Genomic DNA, 19,164 nt, shown 5'->3' on the forward strand with positions numbered 1-19,164 from the left:
TCCTCCTAGGAATCGATGGCCGACTTGGGGTCGACGAAATGGCTCGGGCGGCCGTTGCGCATGACAACGGAAGCCTCGAGGTTCTCCGCGTCCCACCTTTTGACCAGTGAAAGTTTGACGCCGTCGTCGAGTACCACTCCGTGCCACGGCGTCAGCCACGCGTCGTCGGTACGGAGCAGCCGGACGCCGATCTTTTCGGAATGCGGCGATTGCGGGTGTATGGAAAGGCGGACCGCCCGCGGGAACTTGTCGGCCACCACCCGGCTCCAGGCATTGGAGCGGCTGATCGTCTGGTAGGCCAGCTCCTTGGACTCGTTGCGCAGGGCCGTCCGCGAGACCGTGTCGCCCTTGATCCCCACGGCGTCCTCGAACATGAAGCGGTGGATCCCGTTGAACATGTTCCGGGTGGCGCTGTCGGTGCGCACGTTCTCCTTCAGCTCCGAGACCGCGGGCGCGTAGTCGTCTTCGAGCACCTGGCGCAGCTTGGTGTAGTCCAGGGAGCCGAAGGCGTCGTCGAGCCCGTACATGTCCAGCGAGGAGAAGTTGGCCGACTTGATCATCTCTTCCAGGCACACGCGGTAGTCGGTGACCACGTCGTCGGCCACGCCGACCACGTCACCGAAGACGTGGCCGTCCGAGCAGATCGTGATCCGCGCACCGGCGGGGTGGAAGTGGCCTATGTACTCGCACAGCGACTGGAGCGCTCCCAGCCCCACGTACTCGCCCAGGTCCGGGAGGGCTCCCAGCACCTTGGTCCGGTTCGGCGACTTCGCCGGGAAGGCGGGCAGGACCAGGTGGATGGGCTCCGACCGGCGGATGAAGTAGTCCAGCTTGGCCCGGTGGCTCTCGAGACAGCTCATACAGGGTGCGGAACTACAGTCCTCGCCGGCGGCCTTGTCGATGGAGGATTTCTCGATCCGCCGGAAGTGGTAGAGAAGCTTGACGATCTTTTCCGATAATCCTGAGGAAGAACTGCTCTCTTTCGGGTGTGCACTCATTTCTACTCCCCCGTTGAAACAGCATGCGGAATGGAACGGACTGACGGCATGGCGAGAGGAAGCGCCCGTCGCGGTATCTCGGCGACATCGCCTCGTGATCGCAGCCTCGAGGCCAGATCCGGAATCAGGCCCGAATCGGCACCTCGGGACGCCATTCAGATTTGCACACCGCGAAGCGGCCCTGCAATAGCAGACCGATTAGACCCGACACCGATCGATAAGGAAAAGATTATGGAACGCCGGGGAGCCGGCACCCGGGGGGACGGGTCCGGCTCCGGAGGCGGAGTGCCGAGGTACGGAAAACGGGGGCGGCCACCGCTTCGACGCGGCCGCCGCCCCCGTGGTGCTCCGTGCGGGGTCAGCTGACGTTGCCGGCCTTCCAGGCCGCCGCCACCTGCTGGTACCCGGCGCCCGTCGTGCCGCAGAGGTCGGCCGTGGCCTGCAGGGTCGCGGTGCGCGCCCCGGCGTAGTCGGTGGTCGAGGTCATATAGGTCGACAGTGCTTTGTACCCGATCTTGTACGCCTTGACGCGGCCGATGCCCGTCATCGTCGAGTTGTCGTAGGTCGGCGCGTTGTAGGCCACCCCGTTGGCCGTCTTGGCGCCGCTGCCCTCCGAGAGGAGGAGGAAGAAGTGGTTCGCGACGCCCGAGGAGTTGTGGACGTCGAGGCGGCCCACCGTCTTCTACCAGGAGTCGGCGGAGGCGCCGTCCTTGCTCGGCTTGCCCATGCAAGGACGCGAGCGCGAGGGGGACGGCCATCGTGGCCAACGCCGGCGTGGCCCTCCCCTGGCGCGTCCCCGGCCCGCGTACCGCCTGCACGGTGGTCTGGGCCGCGTCCGCCGTGATGCCGGCGGTGCTGCTCATCGGAGCGCCGTAGCCCGCGGAGAGGTGCCCGGGCTCGCCGTACGGGGAAGTGGGCCCGCCCTCCATGCGACCGGCCCACCGCCACCCGCTTCAGCCGGGGTAGTTGGTGCGCCAGGGCTCGTAGTACGGGTTGTCCTCGCAACGGTCCATGATCTCCACCTTCTTCACCGTGTCCACCGGGCAGACGGCCACGATGAACGAGCGCTCGATGCCGCCCGGGAAGGCCACCTCGACCTGGGAGGCGTACTTGTGGGTGTCGCCGATGGTCTGGTTGACGTCGACACCGCCCGGGGCGTCGATGTAGTAGTTCCAGCCGCTCTTCCAGGACTTGTACAGGTCGTGGTTGTACGTGGTGGAGACGTACGGGGAAGGCTGGTTGACCAGGACGTAACTCTCGATGTCGTACTGGCCGTTGAGGGTGTCCCTGGGCAGGAAGCCCTCCTCGAAGACCACCGACGGCGGGCGGCCGTCCGAGCGGTAGAGCTGCTTGCAGTTGATCCGCCAGGACGGGGAGGGGGTGATGCGCTCCACCTCCACGCGTTCGTCGGCGGCGGCGAAGAGGTGGTCCCGGACCCGGGGACAGGAGTTCGCGGGAGCGGCCGCGTGGAGCGATCCGGAGGCGGGGGCGATGACGGAGGCGGACGCGGACGCCGACGCGGATGCCGGGGGCAGCAGGGCGGCGGCGAGGGCGGTCGCGAGCACGGCGGCCCGCCGGCGCAGAGCAGAGATGATCATTCCCCCACCCTCGCGGCCCCACGACCCCCTCACGGGCATCCTCACTCGATGGTGAGCGTGTCGCCGGCCGCACCGACTTCCTTTCTCTGACGGGGAGTTGATGGCGTAACGATCCTTCGCCGAACCCCGTTCCCACGCCCCGGCCCGATCTGCTTCGAAGAGCGCCACGCTCGGCCAGGGACTCCCCCCGCCGAGCGTTTTGCGTGAGCAGCGCTCCGACACCTCGGCCTGCGACAGGTCCGGCCGAGTACGTCGCGGGCTACGGCGCGGTCAGCACCCACCACTGCCGCAACGTGCGGCGAGTGCGCAGGAAGATGTGCGGACCCCGACAGACGGGGCGGGCGTAGCGCCTGACGGGGTCGCCGTTCGGGAAGGCCAGGTCCTCGCGGCTCACCACCACAGCCCCCTCGTCCGTCAGCCGGATGTGGCGGAGGGCGTTCACCCGGGTAGTGCCGGCGACACCCTGTTCGTTCCCTCCGAGCAGGAGCAGCCGGTCCCCGCGGATCGCGAGGCCGACCGGGGCCGAGACAGGAAGGGCGTGGATGCGGAGGGTCCCGCTGCGCCCCGTTCGGGCGAGTGGTGCGCCGGGCCAGTAGGTGGCGTGGACCGCGGAGTCGGAGACGTTGACGGTGCCGACCTCCGCCACGTGGTCGTAGGGCTTCGGCGGGCGCAGGTCCCCTGCGGGGTTGCCCCTGCCGTCCCAGCGGACCAGCCCGCCCGCGCTGACGCGATCACCGCTGTAGATCCCCTCGTCGGAGTACCCGGTCCAGAAGCCGCTCCTGGGGTCCGCGACCAGGTGCTTGAGATGCGTTCCCAGCGGGAACCGGCGCCGGGAGCGGCCGTCGGGGCCGAAAATCTGGCCGGACCGCGCGTTCGGCCCTCCGCTGCCCGAGAGCACGAACCCGCCGCCCGGGAGGGCGTCGAAGGCGTCCGGGTCCACGGCCACCGCGTACAGGGTCCGTTCCCGAACCTCGCCCCGGTCGCTGATGACGACGAGGGCGTCGAAGGGCAGTGCCGCGGGCTCCGGGATGTCCCGGCCACCCCACCTGTAGGGAAAACGCGTGTCAGGGCAGATCAGCCAGAGAGCCCGGCCCCACGGATCGATCGTGGAGGCCAGTACCTTCCGCTCGTCGTACCGCCGAGGCAACAGTGCGTAAGGACGCAGTGCCACCTTCGTCAAAAGATCACCTCGCGGGCGAAGGAACGCAACGCCTCCATGATCACACGGGCGCCTGAGGGCTCGGCCTTCCAGGGGCACGCTGAGGCGCCGCCGCCCTTCCTGCGTACCGGCGATCGTTCCGGGCCGGGCGTTCGCGGGTACGGCCCTGGCGCGGGGAGCCGCGGGCCGGGTGAAAATGCGTTGGTGCGGGGCGTCACCTGGCCGGAACATGGGGGGCCGCCGTGTCTTGCCCGGACGGGGGCAGCTCGTGTGGCGCCCTGGGAGGGACCCTGCATGCCCCTTGCTCCGATCGTCCGACGCGTCCTCGGCGACGGGCCGTTCGCCGAGATCGGAGAACCGGGCTTGGCCGTCGCCGACGATCGGTCGCGGCACCCCGTACGGTCGCTCGCCTTCCACCCCGCCCTTCCCCTGTTGGCGGTGGGCACGGGGCGCTACGACGGCGGCCACTCCTCCGAAGGTGAACTGCTGCTGGTCCACCTGGACTCGGCCTCGTGGTGTCCGCCCTGGAGCCGCCGCGGGACGCGCTCGCCGTCGAGTGGTGCGGTGAGACCGCGCTGCGTCTGGTCCCGGCCCCGTACGACGACTGTCTCGCGGCCGCCGCCGGCCGGCAGTGGTCCGTACGCCGGAGGGTGTGGACCGTCGAGGGGCCGCAGGACGGCCGCGTACTGGCTGCTGCGGTGCTCGTCCCGGGTGGTCGGTGGCCGGTGCCGAGGCCGTTGGGAGGCCGCCGCGAGCGGCCGGTGCGGCTGCATCATTTCGGGGGTCCGGCGGTCGAGATCGAGGAGTCCCCGGTGTACGCGGGCGCCGTTCATCGCGGTCACGGTCTCCAACCCGGTGGGGCCCACTTCGTACGGCGGTCCCTGGACGGCACGGTGCGGTGGCAGCACCGTGCCGATCATCCCGTCACCGCCCTCGACTCCGACGGCACTGCGCACCGAGCTGGAGGTCGGCGGAACGCCGACCACCGTGCTGTCCCTCGCGGTGGCGCCCCAGGGACACCTGCTCATCGGGACCGCCGACGGCCGCGTCCTGGAGTGCAAACCCCGGTGATGACCCTGCCCGGCCGGGCCCGGGCGGGTCCGTATCACAGGAAACGAATTCGTTCGCACGTTCGGAGGTTGGGTGCACATCGCAGATCACACCGGGTGGGACCGGGACTTCCCGGTGAAGTACCTCTTGGTTCAGGACGCCGAGGACGGCACAGACGGGGCAGATGGCGCGGAGCGGCTCTGGGGGAAGTGCGCGGGCGTCGTGGGGCTGTTCGCCGACCCGGTCCCGCTGCCGCGCGAGGTGGTCACCCTTCGCGGATGCAGCCCGGACGGCCTCCTGAGCGATGTCCTGGCGGAGCCCGGAGGATCGCTGCGGAGTCTGGGCGACGTGTGCGTCGAAGTCTGGGACGACGAGCGGCCCGTGCAGTGGTGGACTCTCGTCGACGCGGTCGTGGTGGCCCATCAGCCTCACCCCGCGGACCCGGCGCGGTACGACATCGTGCTCGACGCCGCCGTCACGAGCGAGGAGAGCTTCTCCGAACCGCCCACGGAGCCGCGCTTCGAGCTCTTCGCCGCAAGGGCGCCAACGGCGACGCCGAGCGCGGGGTGGTGCTCCGCCGTCGACGGCCTGTTCAGGGAGCGGGCGTGCCCGGACCCCGTTCCGATGGAGCTGATCGGCTGCGAGCCCGCGGAGCCACTGCTCGCGGCGCTACGGCGCCCCCGCCGGTCGGAACGCGACTGGGCCCACCTCCTGGTCCTGGACCGTCACGGTGCCGTACTGGCTTCCCCCGTCGTGGGCCTGGCCATCACCGGAGCACGGCCGTCCGTGCTCGGCGGCACGCTCGTCGACATCACCCTCACCGACGGCGGCGACGACCGGCCGTCGCCGGCGGTCCGCCCCGTCTGGGAGAAGTGGTACCAGGGCCCGCCGGCGGAGCCCAACGCGTGGGCGCCGTACGACGCGCAGGGCAGGGCCGCCTGGCTTGACCTCAGCACCCGTGCCTGGCGGGTGCCCGTGCCCCGGCCTGACCGCTCGGGCGGCGAGTACCACCTCGACGGCCGGTTCGTCACGGACGTTCCCGGGCTGCACTGCGCGATCGCCGAGGCCCTGCTCGGGCCCGGCCGCTACTACGGCCGGGAGTGGAACGCCTTCAAGGACTGCCTGTGCGGTGGATTCGGAGCGGCCCCGCCCTTCACCTTGACCTGGCACGACTCCGAGGTCGCACGCCACGCCTTCGCAGCCGATGCGGAAGGCGCTCAAGGCCCTGGCCGGCTCTCCTACTTCGAGGAGATCGTCCACTTGCTCGAACGCAGCGGCGTCACGGTCGTGCTCCGTTGAGCCGCGGACGGCCGACCGGTAACGGCCCGGGGCGGTCGACCGGTAACGGCCCGCGGGCGGTCGACCTGTAGCGGCCCGGGGGCGGCCTCGGAGGCTGCACCATGCTCCGGCTCCCGGGCTCCGGTTCCGGGTTCCCGGTTCGGCTTACACGCGGGGATGATCACCGTATTCTGTGCCGGTTCGGCTCGACAAGGACCATGGGGGGTCATATGTCCCAGCGAAACACGCACCGGAGACGGCGAGTTGTCGCCACGACGGCGATGGCGGCGGCCGTCGCCCTGTCCCTCGCCGGCTGTGGGGGCACAGCCGCGAAGAGTTCCGACAAGCCCGGTTCGGCGGCGAACGCCTCCTCCCCGGGTCCCGTGATGCCCGCGCTCGTCGGCAAGAAGTCCGACGAGGCCGAGAGCCTCGTCAAGAAGGTGTCCACCAAGCCGGTCGAGGTGCGCAGCGCGTACGCCGACGTCGAGCTGCCGAAGATCCACGCGCTGTGGCTGGTCTGCTTCCAGACTCCGGCGGCCGGGGCCCCGCTGCCGCCCGACAGCGCCGCCGAGATCACCGTCACCGACACGCTCACCCCGTGCCCGGAGAAGGCCGGAGCCACCCTGCGGCCCGCCGGAACACCGACTCCGACCCGGCCCCCGGGCTCCGGCAAGACGCCGGCCCCCGCCACGACGGGCAAGGCGAAGCCGCCGGCGTCCTCCCCGACCCCGGCCCCGGCTCCCAAGGACGTCTCCTACAAGAACTGCACCGAGGCCAAGGCCGCCGGAGCCGCCCCGATCCGGCGCGGCCAACCCGGTTACGGAGAACACCTCGACCGGGACAACGACGGCATCGCCTGCGACACATAGGAGGGGGTGGGGAGGGAGAGCCGGGGCCCTGCCCGGTGCTGCGGCGAGATTCGGCCTGATGCCCCGGCAGCCCTCGCCCTCCGTGGGCCGGCGTGCGCAGAATCGCCCTGTCGCAACAGTTCTGAGGGTGGGCGGAGCCATGGGATTAGCAGGCAGTACGGAGATACCGCGGCTGGAGGGCGCCCCGCTGCTCGGGTCGCTCGCCGACCTGAAGTCGGACGCCCTCGGTACGTATCAGCGGGCGCGGCACCGGCACGGTGACGTCGTGCGGATCACGGCCGGTCCGCCGGGGCTGCGCACCGAACTGCACTGCGTGTTCTCGGCGGAGGGGGCGCAGCAGGTACTGGCCTCGCAGGCGGCCAACTTCCGCAAGGACAACGCCATTTACCAAGAGGTCCGCGACGCCCTCGGCAACGGCCTGCTCACCAGTCAGGACGAGGACTACCTGCGCCAGCGGCGACTGGTCCAGCCGCTGTTCACCAAGCGCCGGGTGGACGGGTACGCCGACGCGGTGGCGACCGAGACCGCTGCCACCCTCACCGCCTGGGAGGCGGCCCGGGACGGGGTGGTCGACGTCTCGGACGAGATGATGACCCTGGCGCTGCGCGCCGTGGCCCGGATCCTCTTCGGCACCGACGTGGACGCCACCGCCGACGTCGTGGACCGGTGCTTTCCGGTCATCACCGCCTATGTGATGCGCCGCGGCTACTCCCCCGTCAATCTCCCCCGCGACTGGCCCACTCCGGGCAACAAGCGGGCGGCCGCCGCGATGGACGAGCTGTACGCGGTGTGCGACGGGATCATCGCCGAGCGCCGCAGCGCGGGAGCGGGAGCGGGTGGGAGTGAGAGCAAGGGCGAGGGCGAGGTCGAGGGCGAGGACCTGCTGTCGCTGCTCGCCGCCGCGAGCAGCGCGGACGACGGGGAGTTCGACGCCACGGAGTTGCGCGAACAGGTACTGATCTTCCTGCTCGCCGGGCACGAGACGACCGCCACCTCGCTCGCCTTCTCCCTCCACCTGCTGGCCCGCCATCCCGATCTCCAGGACCGGGCCCGCGCCGAGATCGCCGCGGTGCTGGGCGACCGTACGCCCGGGGCCGCCGATCTCGACCGGCTCCCGTACCTCACCCAGGTGCTCAAGGAGGCCATGCGGCTCTATCCCGCGGCCCCCGTCCTCGGCCGCCGCTCGGTCGACGCGGCCGAGGTCGACGGGCACACCATCCCGGCCGGCGCCGATGTGATCGTGGCGCCCTGGGTGATCCACCGCCACCCCGACTACTGGCCGGACCCGGAACGCTTCGACCCCGACCGGTTCACCCCGGAGGCCGAGGCGGCCCGGCCGCGGTACGCCTGGCTGCCCTTCGGCGGCGGTCCGCGCGCCTGCATCGGACAGCACTTCTCCATGCTGGAGTCGGTGATCGCACTGGCGATGCTGCTGCGGACCTACGAGTTCGAGGCGGTGGACACCGAGGTCCCCGTCGTCGCCGGGATCACCCTGCGCACCACCGGTCCGGCGCGCTGCCGGATCCGTCGCCTGAAGGGCTGAAGGGCTGAAGGGCACGCGGGCGGCCTGGGGGACGGGCCGCCCGCCTCGGGGTCAGCCGCCCGCCGCCGGTGTGTGGTTGCCCTGGAGGCGGGCGAGGTCCGAGGGCCGCACCTGGATGACGAAGAGCGCGATCAGCGCCGTGACCAGGGTGAACGCGGCCGCCGCCACGAAGGCGGCGCTGACGCCCGAGGTGAGGACCTGGTCGCTCCAGGGCTTCGGGTACTGCTTGGTCTTGGCGAAGAAGAGCTTCTGCTCGGGGGTGGCGGTGCGCAGGAACGAGCCCGCCTGATCCCTGGCCTCGTTGCGGCTGGCCGTGCCGAAGACCGTGACCAGGATGGACAGGCCCAGCGAGCCGCCCACCTGCTGCATCGCGTTCAGCAGTCCCGAGGCCGCGCCCGATTCCCGGTCGGGGACGTTCGAGAGGGCCATCAGGGTCAGGGACACGAACTGCATGCCCATGCCGGCGCTGAAGAGCAGCATCGGTCCCAGGATGCTGCCCAGGTACGTCGAGTGAATGTCGGTCTGCGTGAGCCAGGCCAGTCCGGCGGCCGAGAACAGGGAGCCGGCCACCATGAACGGTTTGGGCCCGAACTTCGGCAGCAGCTGGGAGGTCATCCCCGCCGTCACCGCGATCATCGCGCTGACCGGCAGGAAGGCGAGCCCGGCCCGCAGCGGGCTGAAGCCCAGCACGTTCTGCACGAACAGGGTCAGGAAGAAGAACATGCCGAAGATCGCGCAGGCGAAGAAGAGCATGATCGCGTACGTACCGGCCCGGTTGCGGTCGGCGAACATGTGCAGCGGGGTGATGGGCTGGGGCGAGCGCCGTTCGTTGACGACGAAGAGGGTCAGCAGGACCACCGCCGCCGCGAAGGAGCCGAGCGTCAGCCCGTCCAGCCAGCCGTCCTGGGACGCGCGGATGAAGCCGTAGACCAGCGCGACCATGCCGAGGGTGGAGAGCAGGGCGCCCGCGAGGTCGAAGTGTCCGGGCCGGCGCGCGGATTCGCGGATCACCTTCGGGGTGACCAGGGCGATCAGCAGGGCGATGGGGACGTTGACGAAGAGCACCCAGCGCCAGTTCAGCCACTCCACGAGCACCCCGCCGGCCAGCAGCCCGATCGCGCCGCCGCCGGCCGAGACGCCGGCGAACACCCCGAAGGCCCGGTTGCGTTCCGGGCCTTCGCGGAAGGTGGTGGTGATCAGCGCGAGGGCGGTCGGCGAGGCGATGGCGCCGCCGACGCCCTGGAGGGCGCGGGCGCCCATCAACTGGCCGGAGTTCTGGGCGAATCCGCCCAGGAGCGAGGCCAGGCCGAAGAGCAGGACGCCGAAGACGAAGACGCGCCGACGGCCGAGGATGTCGCCGGTGCGGCCGCCGAGGAGCAGCAGGCCGCCGAAGGTGAGGGTGTAGGCGTTGACGACCCAGGACAGGCTCTCGGTGGAGAAGTCGAGTGCGGTCTGGATGTGCGGCAGCGCGATGTTCACGATGGTGATGTCGAGAACGACCATGAGCTGGCAGGAGGCGAGCACGAGCAGAGCTAGTCCGTGACGGCCTTCATTGCCTTGGACCTTGCCGTCGGTCCCGGTGCTGGTACTGCTCGGCGTAGCGTTCGGGTCCACTTTTTCGACGCTAAACCCGTCACGGGGGTGACACCACTCGAACGGCCTAGACTATGTGGCACATGGTATGTGGTATTTCACATGACACACTGATTCCATGGACCGCATGGATGACTTCCTCAGGCTCTCCGCGAGCACCGCCCGCTTCACCTACGGCGCCCCGCGCGCCTTCTCCTTCGGGGACGAAGGCCGGCTCCTCTGGTTCCTCCGCTCCACCGGCCCCACCGATCCCTTCGACAGCCTCTGGGTCCTGGACACCGCCACCGGCGCCGAAACCCGGCTCGCCGACCCCCGCGAACTGTCCCCCGAGCCGGGGCCGCTCCCCCTCGTCGAGCGCCGGCTGCGCGAACGCTCGCGGCTCGTCGCCGCCGGGATCGGCTCGTACGCGCTCTCCGCCGACGGGCTCACCGCGCTGTTCGCGCTCTACGGGCGCCTGTACGAGGTCACCCGCGAGGCCGGCGCCGGAGCGCCCGCGCAGCCCAAGGAGATCCCCACCGCCGGTCCCGTCTTCGACCCGCGCCCGAGCCCCGACGCCTCGCGCATCGCCTACGTCACCGACGACGCCCTCCACACCGTCCCCGGCGGCCGGGTCAGCCCCGACGACGGAGCCCGCTGGGGCGTCTCGGAGTTCGCCGCCGCCGAGGAGCTGGACCGGCACCGGGGGCACTGGTGGTCCCCCGACGGGGAGCGCCTGCTGGCCGCCCGCGTCGACGAATCCGCCCTCCAGCGGCGCTGGTTCGCCGACCCGGCGCACCCGGAGCTGCCGGCCGAGGACTTCGCGTACCCCGAGGCGGGCGGCCCCAACGCCGACGTGCGGTTCTGGGTGCTCGGACCGGGCGCGGACAACGCCGTGCGGCTCGACTGGGACACCGAGACCTACCCGTACGTCTCCGACGTGGAGTGGCCCCCGAGTGACACCGTGCCCCCCGAGATCCTGCTCACCGTGCAGGACCGGCTCCAGCAGAACGTCCTGCTGCTCTCCGCCGACCCGGACACCGGGCGCACCCGGGAGCTGTCGCGCACCACGCACCCCCAGTGGGTGGACCCCATGCTCCCCGGCACCCCGGCGCGGCTGGCCGACGGCCGGATGCTCACCTCGGCCGACACCCCCGGCGGGGCGGCCCGCGCGCTCGCGCTGGACGGCGTACTGCTCACCGGGGAGGGGCTCCAGGTCCGCAAGGTGGCCGGCACCCACGGGAACCGGCTGCTGATCGAGGCCGCGCTGCGCGACCCCGCCGAGCAGCAGGTGCTCCTGCTGGATCCGGACACGGGCGAGCTGACCCCGCTCGCGGACGGGCCCGGGGTGCACGCCGTCCAGTCCGCCGCCGGGGCGCTGCTGCTGACCTCCGCCGACGCCGACGGCATCCGGCGCGTCCTGCGCACCGCCGACGGGCGGGAGTTCGCACCCGTCGACCTGTCGCAGCCGCTGCCGTACCGGGTGGTCCCGGTGCTGGAGCGGGTCACCGAGCACGGGGTGCCCACCGCCCTGGTGCTGCCGCGCGGGCACGTCCCCGGCACGCGGCTGCCCGTCCTGATGGACAGCTACGGCGGCCCCGGCATGCAGGACGTCAGCGCCGAGCCGCGCCGCTGGCAGCACCGGCAGTGGTGGGCCGACCAGGGCTTCGCCGTGGTCACCGTCGACAACCGCGGCACCGCGCACGTCTCCCCGCGGTTCACCCACGCCATGTTCCGGGGCTTCTCGGAGGTCACCCTGGAGGACCAGGTCGCCGCCCTGCAGGCGCTCGGGGCGCGCCACGCCGACCTCGACCTGAACCGGGTCGGCATCCGCGGCTGGTCGTACGGCGGGTACCTGTCCGCGCTCGCGGTGCTGCGCCGCCCGGACGTCTTCCACGCGGCGGCGGCCGGGGCCGCGCCGACCGACTTCCGGCAGTACGACACGGCGTACACCGAGCGGTACCTGGGTCTGCCCCAGGCGCACCCGGAGGTGTACGAGCGGGACAGCCTGCTCTCCGACGCGGCGGGTCTGAGCCGGCCGCTGCTGCTGGTCACGGGGCTGGCCGACGACAACGTCCACCCCTCGCACACCTTGCGGCTCTCGCAGGCCCTGACCGACGCGGGCCGCCCGCACCAGCTGCTCGCGCTGCCGGGCGTCACGCACATGACCCCGGGCGGGGTGCGCGAGAAGGTCATGGCGCTGGAGCTGGAGTTCTTCCGCAAGGAGCTGGGCCTGGTCTGAGGCCGGGCAGATCCCGGAACGACGGCAGGGCCCCGGAGCGAGATCATCGCTCCGGGGCCCTCCCCGTTGCCCGGGTTCCCCGCCGGTCACCCGGGCGCCTGCGGCTACGCCAGGTGACAGGCCACCTCACGGGAGGCGACCGTCCGCAGCAGCGGCCGTTCGGTGCGGCAGATCTCCTGCGCCACGGGGCACCTGGGGTGGAAGGTGCAGCCGGGGGGCGGGGCGGCCGGACTCGGCGGATCGCCGAGCAGCACGATCCGCTCGCGCCGCCGCTCCGCCGCCGGGTCGGGCAGCGGTACGGCGGACAACAGCGCCCTGGTGTACGGGTGCTGGGGGTTCTCGTAGAGCGACTTCTTGTCGCCCATCTCCACGATCCGGCCGAGGTACATGACGGCGACCCGGTCGCTGACCCGTTTGACGACGGAGAGGTCGTGCGCGATGAACACGTAGGCCAGGCCCAGTTCGGCGCGCAGCCGCTCCATCAGGTTGACGATCTGCGCCTGCACGGAGACGTCGAGCGCCGAGACCGGCTCGTCGGCGATGATCAGCCGGGGGCTGGTGGCGAGCGACCGGGCGATCCCGATGCGCTGCGCCTGGCCGCCGGAGAACTCGTGCGGATAGCGGTCGATGTGCTCCGGGATCAGTCCGACGAGCTCCATGAGCTCGGCGGCCCGGCGGCGGGCGTCCGCCGCGCTCGAACCCTGCACCAGCAGCGGGTCGGAGATGATCCGGGCCACCGTCTGGCGGGGGTTGAGGGAGGAGTGCGGGTCCTGGAAGACCATCTGGAGGTTCCGCCGCAGGGGACGCAGGGCGCTCTGGGAGAGCCGGCTGATGTCCTTGCCGTCGAACTCGACGCTTCCGGAGGTCGGTTCCAGCAGCCGGACCAGCATCCGCCCGGTGGTGGACTTCCCGCAGCCCGATTCTCCTACGAGGCCCAGGGTCCGGCCGGCCTCCAGGTCGAAGGAGACCCCGTCGACGGCGCGCACGGGCGCCCCCCGGCGCCCGGTCGCGGACCGCTTGCCGGGGAAGGACATCGTCAGGTCGCGCACCCGCAGCAGCGGGGGCGGGTCCTCCCCGCGGGCCGCCGGGATCCGGTCGGTGCGGGCGGCGGTGTGCGGCTGGTTCGTCGTGGTCATCGGGTCACCTCCCGGACGGCGCCCGCGAAGTGGCAGGCGGATTCGCGGCCGGCGTCGCCGTAGGGTCGCAGTTGCGGCCGCACCGTGGCGCAGCGCTCGCGGTCCGCGTCGTCGGCCGCGGCGGCCACGGGGCAGCGCGGGGCGAAGGCGCATCCCGGGGCCGGGGCGAGCAGGGAGGGCGGGGAGCCGGGGATGGCCCGCAGCGGCTCCTCGTCGGCGTCGTCCAGCCGGGGCAGGGAGTCGAGGAGCCCCCGGGTGTAGGGGTGCGCCGGATCGGCGAACAGGTCGTCCACCGGGGCCTGTTCGGCGGCGCGGCCGCCGTACATGACGAGTACCTCGTGGGCGACCCGGGCGACCACGCCCAGATCGTGGGTGATCATGACGACGCCGAGTCCGCGCTCCTGCTGGAGACCGGCGATCAGCTCCAGGATCTGCGCCTGCACGGTGACGTCGAGGGCGGTGGTGGGCTCGTCGGCGATGAGCAGGTCGGGCTCGCACGCCAGCGCCATGGCGATCATCGCGCGCTGGCGCATGCCGCCGGAGAACTGGTGGGGGTACTCCCCCGCCCGGCGGGCGGGTTCGGGGATGCCGACCTCGCCGAGCATGTCGACGGCGCGCCGTTTCGCGGCGGCCCGGCCGGCCCGGAAGTGGACCCGGAAGTGCTCGGCGATCTGCTCGCCGACCGTGTAGTAGGGGTGCAGGCTGGACAGCGGGTCCTGGAAGATCATGGCCATCTTGCGGCCGCGCAGCTTGGAGAGCTCCTTCTCGGACTTGGTGGTCAGCTCCTGTCCGTCGAGGGCGATGGAGCCGCCGATCTCGGCGCCCCGGTGCAGGCCCATCACGGCGAGGGAGGTGACGGACTTGCCCGATCCGGACTCGCCGACGATCCCGAGCGTGCGGCCGGCCTCGACGGTGAAGCCGAGGGAGTCCACGGCGCGCACGGTGCCGCGCGGGGTGGTGAAGGTGACCTGCAGGTCCCGGACTTGGAGCAGCGGGGCCGCGGGGGCCGCGGCTTCGTGAGGAGGAGCCATCAGTACCTCACCCTCGGGTCGATGACGGCGTACAGGAGGTCGACGGCGAGGTTCGCGACGACGATGAAGAAGGCGGCCAGCAGGGTGACCCCGAGCACGACGGGCTGGTCCGAGCTGACCAGGGCCCCGTAGAACAGCCGCCCGATGCCCGGGAGTCCGAAGATGGACTCGGTGATGACGGCTCCGGCGAGCAGGCCGCCGAGGTCCATGCCGAAGATGGTGAGGATCGGGGTCATCCCGGAGCGCAGTCCGTGTTTGACCACGACGGTGCGCTCGGGCATCCCCTTGGCGCGGGCGGTACGGATGTACGGCTCGGCCATCGCCTCGATCATCGAACCGCGGCTCTGGCGGGCGTACATGGCGGCGTAGAGCAGGGCGAGCGCGGTCCAGGGCAGGAGCAGGTTGCCGGCCCAGGCCAGCGGGTTGTCGGTGAAGGCCTGGTAGGTGGGGTAGGGCAGGAGCCCGGCGATCCGGATGACTCCGTAGATGAGCATCACGGAGGTGAAGTACACGGGCAGGGAGGCCGCGGCGACCGCGCCGACCATGAGGACCTTGTCCGTGGCCGTGTCCTTGCGCAGGGCGGCGGTGACTCCCGCGCCGAGTCCGAGGACGAGCCAGAGGACGGCCGCGCCGACGGCGAGGGAGGCGGAGACCGGGAGCCGGTCCATGAGCAGGTCCCATACGGGCAGGGAGTTCTCGTAGGAGTAGCCCAGGCAGGGGAAGTCGCACTGGACGGCGTACTGGCCGGTGCCCAGGGTGCGTCCGGTGAAGATCCCGGTGAGGAACTCGCCGAACTGCCGCCACAGCGGCCGGTCCAGGCCGAGGTACGCGCGTACGTCGGCCAGCCGCTCGGCGCTGCAGGTCTTGCCGCAGGCGGCCGCGGCCGGGTCGGAGGGGAGCACGTAGAAGATGAGGAAGGTGACGGCGGCGATGGCCAGGAGGACGCCGGCGAGGGCGAGCAGCCGGCGTGCGAGGTAGAGGATCACGTCCGGCCGCCCCTCGGGTCGAGGATGTCGCGCAGGGCGTCGCCGAGCAGGGTGAAGGCGAGGACCGCGAGGAAGAGGAAGAGGCTGGGGATGACGAAGTACATGGGGTCGGTCTCGTAGAAGGCCACGGACTCGGCGATCATCTGGCCCCAGGAGGGGGTGGGCGGGCGGACGCCCACGCCGAGGTAGCTGAGCGCGGCCTCGGTGCTGATCATGCCGGGGATGAGCAGGGTGGTGTAGGCGATGACCGGGCCGGAGACCCCCGGGAGGATGTCGCGGGTCAGGATCCGCCAGGAGCTCGATCCGCCGACGCGGGCGGCGTCCACGTACTCGCGGTGTTTGAGCGAGAGGGCCTGCCCGCGGACGACGCGGGCGACGCCGGGCCAGCCGAAGACGCCGATGACGACGGTCATGAGGACGATGCGGTTGACGTCCTTGGCCACCGACAGCATCGCGATCATGAAGATGAGGGACGGGAAGGACATCGTCAGGTCCATCAGCCGGGACAGGACGGCGTCGGTGCGCCCGCCGAAGTAGCCGGCGGCGATTCCGGCGGCGGTGCCCGTCACGACCACGATGGCGGTGGCGGCGAAGGCGATGAGGAGCGAGACCTGGGCGCCGTGGACGACGCGGGCGAACAGGTCGCGGCCGCTGACGGGTTCCACGCCGAGCCAGTGCTCGGGGCTGATCCCGCCGAAGGAGCCCAGCGGCTGGCCGCCGAGGTAGGGGTCGATGGCGGACTTGTCGAACTCGTCCGGGGACCAGCCGCCGAGCGCGCCCAGCCAGGGGGCGGTGACGGCCATCAGGACGAAGAGCAGGACGACGCAGAGACTGACGCGGACGGCGGGGCGGCGGCGGAGTTCCCGCCGGGCGAGCTGCCAGGGGCTGCTGCCCGGGGGGACGGTCCCGGCCGGTGCGCCGTCCGGGGCTGCCGGACGGGCGGCGCCCGGTCCGGCAGCGCCCGGTGCGGTGGTGGTCATGGTGTCAGGGGCCCCCGCGTCCTCAGCCCTGGCTCTTCGACGGGTCCTTCAGACCGACGGTGGCGTAGTCGATCTGGCCGACCCAGACGGGGTGTCCGAAGGCTCCCGCGATGTTGGTGCCGACGAGCAGCGGCTTGCGCTCCAGCAGGAGGGGGACGGCCGGGGACTTCTTCATGATCTCGGCGTCGAGGTCGATCCAGGCCTGGTTGGCCTGCTTGGCGTCGGCCATGGCGTTGATCTCGTCGATCCGCTTCATCGTGGCGTCGTCGCGGAACTGGGCGTTGTTGCCCTGGTTGCCCTTCTCCTTGATGGTGCGTCCGTCGAAGACGAAGGGGATCCAGGTGGAGCCGGAGGGGTAGTCGGGGCACCAGCCGGCGAGCGACATGTCGGGGGTGGTGGAGAGGTCGCCGATGACGTCGTAGTAGGCGCCCGGGTCGACCGTGTCGATGACGACCTCGACGCCGGCACGGGCCAGGCCCTGCTGAAGGGCCTCCGCCTTGCCCTTGTCTCCGGTGGAGACGGCGAGCGAGACCTTCAGGGTCTCCTTGCCGGCCGCCTTGAGAAGTTCCTTGGCCTTGGCGGGGTCCCCGGAGGGGGCGATCCCCAGGGTGTCGGCCTGCTTGCCGCCGGACATGGCCGGGGGCAGGTAGGCGGTGGCGATCTCGTTGAGGGCCGGGCCGCCGCCCGCGGTGATCACGGCCTCCTTGTCCACGGCGTACTGCATGGCCTCGCGGACCTTGGGGTCGTTGAAGGGGGCGCGGGAGTTGTTGAGGTGGAGCATCTCCGTACAGCCCTGGGACTCGGCCAGCAGCCGCGACTTGATCTCCGGCTTGGGCAGCACCTTGGGTGCGCTCTCGGGCCGCATGTCGGACCACTGGACGGAGGAGGCGTCGGCGCCCTCCCCGGCGATGATCCGGTCGTCGATCTGGCCGCCCTTGAGGCCCATGACGACCACGAACTTGTCGGGGTAGGCCTTGCGGACGGTGTCGGTCTTGGCGTCCCAGTGCTCGTTGCGGACCAGGACGAGCTTCTTGTCCCGGTCGTACGACTCGATCTTGTACGGGCCGGAGGAGAACGGGCGGGCGTCGTACTGCGTGCCCTTCTCCTGGGACTCGGGGACCGGGGCGAAGGTGGGCAGGGTCGCGGTCGCGGAGAACTCGGCGACGGGCCGCTTCAGTTCGAAGACGATCGTGCGGTCGTCGGGGGTCTTCACCGAGTCGAGGTGCTTGCCCTGGAGCGGGCCCTTGTAGCCCTCGGCGCCGGCGAGGTACTGGGCCGCGTAGTCGGGGCCGCCCGTGAGGTCGGGGGCCATGGAGCGCTCGACGTTGTACTTGATGTCCTGCGCCTTGATGGGCGAGCCGTCCTCGTACTTCACGCCCTCCTTCAGGGTGAAGGTCCAGGTCTTGCCGCCGTTGGAGGGGGTACCGAGGTCGGTGGCGAGGTCGGGGACGAGCTCGCTGCCGGCCTTGCCCGGTTCGGCCTTGAAGGTGACCAGGGTGCGGTAGAGGAGGCGGGTGCCGAAGTCCATCGTCGGCATGACCCAGTTGCGGGCGGGGTCGAGGTGGGCGAAGTCCTGGTTGGACAGGACGGTGATGGTCCCGCCCTTGACGGGGGTCCCGCCGAGGATCTTGCCGTCGTTGGCGGAGGCGGGGTTGGAGGCCCCGGCACCTGCGGCGGAGCCCTTCTTGGGGTCGGAGCAGCCCGAGGCGCCGAGTGCGAGTGCGGCCACCAGGGCGGTGGCGAGGGCGAGTTGGGTGCGCTTGGTCATGGGTCACTCCAGTGAAGGGCCGCGCTCTATGATGTGACCGGTAACATAGTAATGTGAAATTGTACTGACAAGGGGTTGGACCCCGGTTGGACCCACCGTTATCCAGCCGTGTCCAAATGGGTACGGACGCCAGGGCGTTGGGCATGCCGAACGCCGGGCGCGCTGCTGCGCGGCCCGGCGTCGAGGGAGGGGCGGGGGCTAGAGGCCCGCGCCCAGGCGGCCCTTCGGGCGGCCCACCGGTTCGTCGCGGCCCTGGGCCCAGAGGGAGCGGACGTGGCCCAGGTGGCGGGTCATGCAGGCTTCGGCCGCCTCCGCGTCGCCGGTGAGCATCAGGTCCAGGAGCTCGATGTGCTCCTCGGCGGAGGAGACCAGCTTGCCGGCCTCGTCCAGGCCCGTCAGGCCGTACAGCCGGGAGCGCTTGCGCAGGTCGCCGACGGTTTCCACCAGGCGGTCGTTGCCCGAGAGGCCGAGGAGGGTGAGGTGGAAGCGGCGGTCGGCCTCCAGGTAGCCGATGAGGTTGTGCTCGCGCGCGCTGGTGACGATCTCCTGCGCGATGGGGCGCAAGGCCTCCAGTGCCTCGGGCGCGGCGATCTTCGTGATCTTGCCGATGGTCGGGACCTCGATCATCGTGCGCAGCTCGGTGTACTGGTCCAGATCGCGCTCGCTGACCTCCGTGATGCGGAAGCCCTTGTTGCGGACCGGTTCCACCAGGCCCTCGCGGGCCAGGTCCAGCATGGCCTCGCGCACCGGGGTGGCCGAGACGCCGAGCTCGGCCGCGAGGCCGGGAGCGGAGTAGACGCTCCCGGGGCGCAGTTCACCCGCTATCAGGGCTGCCCGCAGGGCGTGGCCTACCTGGTCGCGGAGCCGTTCCTGAGCCTTGATGAGACTGTGCTGCTTCAGGTCACCCATTGCATTTCCTCCGAGACCGCTCACACCATCGGCGTGCGGAGGAACAGC

Annotated in this window: 16 protein-coding genes and 2 pseudogenes; 6 read left to right on the top strand and 12 right to left on the bottom strand. The window is 71.3% G+C overall.

Going from position 1 to position 19,164, the window contains the following annotated elements:
• Positions 1 to 5: 5 nt before the first annotated feature.
• Both OG276_RS07665 and OG276_RS07670 read right to left on the bottom strand, forming a co-directional pair.
• A complete protein-coding gene (locus tag OG276_RS07665) occupies positions 6 to 860 on the bottom strand; it encodes an isocyanide synthase family protein (protein WP_266903717.1) in 855 nt (284 codons plus the stop codon).
• 496 nt (positions 861 to 1,356) lie between these two features.
• Positions 1,357 to 1,725, bottom strand: a pseudogene (locus OG276_RS07670) (M4 family metallopeptidase); the annotation flags it as partial.
• Between the two features lie 29 nt (positions 1,726 to 1,754).
• On the opposite strand from OG276_RS07670, the pseudogene OG276_RS07675 reads away from it, so the two are divergent.
• Positions 1,755 to 1,859, top strand: a pseudogene (locus OG276_RS07675) (C4-dicarboxylate ABC transporter); the annotation flags it as partial.
• Between the two features lie 92 nt (positions 1,860 to 1,951).
• Here OG276_RS07675 and OG276_RS07680 read toward each other — a convergent pair.
• From OG276_RS07680 to OG276_RS07690, 3 genes are all read right to left on the bottom strand, one after another.
• The gene (locus tag OG276_RS07680; protein WP_266903718.1) at positions 1,952 to 2,596 is read right to left on the bottom strand and encodes an ADP-ribosyltransferase; all 645 of its coding nucleotides are present in this window, start codon (positions 2,594 to 2,596) and stop codon (positions 1,952 to 1,954) included.
• Positions 2,597 to 2,855: 259 nt separating this feature from the next.
• The gene (locus tag OG276_RS07685) at positions 2,856 to 3,776 is read right to left on the bottom strand and encodes a hypothetical protein (protein ID WP_266903719.1); all 921 of its coding nucleotides are present in this window, start codon (positions 3,774 to 3,776) and stop codon (positions 2,856 to 2,858) included.
• Between the two features lie 431 nt (positions 3,777 to 4,207).
• Positions 4,208 to 4,663: a hypothetical protein gene (locus OG276_RS07690; protein WP_266903720.1), complete on the bottom strand. Its 456-nt coding sequence runs from the start codon at positions 4,661 to 4,663 to the stop codon at positions 4,208 to 4,210.
• A 1-nt stretch (position 4,664) separates the two neighbouring features.
• Between OG276_RS07690 and OG276_RS07695 the strand changes: the two genes are divergently transcribed.
• From OG276_RS07695 to OG276_RS07710, 4 genes are all read left to right on the top strand, one after another.
• Positions 4,665 to 4,826: a hypothetical protein gene (locus OG276_RS07695; protein ID WP_266903721.1), complete on the top strand. Its 162-nt coding sequence runs from the start codon at positions 4,665 to 4,667 to the stop codon at positions 4,824 to 4,826.
• Between the two features lie 72 nt (positions 4,827 to 4,898).
• The gene (locus OG276_RS07700; protein ID WP_266903722.1) at positions 4,899 to 6,104 is read left to right on the top strand and encodes a barstar family protein; all 1,206 of its coding nucleotides are present in this window, start codon (positions 4,899 to 4,901) and stop codon (positions 6,102 to 6,104) included.
• Between the two features lie 209 nt (positions 6,105 to 6,313).
• Positions 6,314 to 6,952 (top strand): excalibur calcium-binding domain-containing protein, encoded by a 639-nt coding sequence (locus tag OG276_RS07705; protein ID WP_266903723.1) that lies wholly within the window; start codon positions 6,314 to 6,316, stop codon positions 6,950 to 6,952.
• Between the two features lie 139 nt (positions 6,953 to 7,091).
• The gene (locus OG276_RS07710) at positions 7,092 to 8,495 is read left to right on the top strand and encodes a cytochrome P450 (RefSeq protein WP_266903724.1); all 1,404 of its coding nucleotides are present in this window, start codon (positions 7,092 to 7,094) and stop codon (positions 8,493 to 8,495) included.
• A gap of 51 nt (positions 8,496 to 8,546) precedes the next feature.
• On the opposite strand, the gene OG276_RS07715 is transcribed toward OG276_RS07710, so the two are convergent.
• Positions 8,547 to 10,109 carry an MFS transporter gene (locus OG276_RS07715; RefSeq protein WP_266903725.1) on the bottom strand — a complete coding sequence of 521 codons (1,563 nt, stop codon included), beginning with the start codon at positions 10,107 to 10,109 and terminating at the stop codon, positions 8,547 to 8,549.
• A gap of 97 nt (positions 10,110 to 10,206) precedes the next feature.
• Here OG276_RS07715 and OG276_RS07720 point away from each other — a divergent pair, with 97 nt between their 5' ends.
• The gene (locus OG276_RS07720; RefSeq protein ID WP_266903726.1) at positions 10,207 to 12,306 is read left to right on the top strand and encodes a prolyl oligopeptidase family serine peptidase; all 2,100 of its coding nucleotides are present in this window, start codon (positions 10,207 to 10,209) and stop codon (positions 12,304 to 12,306) included.
• Positions 12,307 to 12,410: 104 nt separating this feature from the next.
• On the opposite strand, the gene OG276_RS07725 is transcribed toward OG276_RS07720, so the two are convergent.
• The 6 genes from OG276_RS07725 to OG276_RS07750 form a co-directional block, all read right to left on the bottom strand.
• On the bottom strand, positions 12,411 to 13,442 hold the full coding sequence (locus OG276_RS07725; protein WP_266903727.1) for an ABC transporter ATP-binding protein: 1,032 nt from the start codon (positions 13,440 to 13,442) through the stop codon (positions 12,411 to 12,413).
• Complete coding sequence (locus OG276_RS07730; protein ID WP_266903728.1) at positions 13,439 to 14,473, bottom strand: ABC transporter ATP-binding protein; 1,035 nt, start codon at positions 14,471 to 14,473, stop codon at positions 13,439 to 13,441. The genes OG276_RS07725 and OG276_RS07730 overlap by 4 nt, the downstream gene beginning before the upstream one ends.
• Positions 14,473 to 15,459 carry an ABC transporter permease gene (locus tag OG276_RS07735; RefSeq protein WP_266903729.1) on the bottom strand — a complete coding sequence of 329 codons (987 nt, stop codon included), beginning with the start codon at positions 15,457 to 15,459 and terminating at the stop codon, positions 14,473 to 14,475. Before OG276_RS07735 ends, OG276_RS07730 begins: the two co-directional genes overlap by 1 nt.
• Positions 15,456 to 16,439, bottom strand: a complete 984-nt coding sequence (locus OG276_RS07740) for an ABC transporter permease (protein ID WP_266903730.1) — start codon at positions 16,437 to 16,439, stop codon at positions 15,456 to 15,458. The genes OG276_RS07735 and OG276_RS07740 overlap by 4 nt, the downstream gene beginning before the upstream one ends.
• A 22-nt stretch (positions 16,440 to 16,461) precedes the next feature.
• Positions 16,462 to 18,207, bottom strand: a complete 1,746-nt coding sequence (locus OG276_RS07745; protein WP_266903731.1) for an ABC transporter substrate-binding protein — start codon at positions 18,205 to 18,207, stop codon at positions 16,462 to 16,464.
• A 198-nt stretch (positions 18,208 to 18,405) separates the two neighbouring features.
• Positions 18,406 to 19,116: a GntR family transcriptional regulator gene (locus OG276_RS07750; RefSeq protein WP_266903732.1), complete on the bottom strand. Its 711-nt coding sequence runs from the start codon at positions 19,114 to 19,116 to the stop codon at positions 18,406 to 18,408.
• Between the last annotated feature and the right edge of the window lie 48 nt (positions 19,117 to 19,164).

Source organism: Streptomyces sp. NBC_00086 (genome assembly GCF_026343255.1).
Lineage (GTDB): Bacteria > Actinomycetota > Actinomycetes > Streptomycetales > Streptomycetaceae > Streptomyces.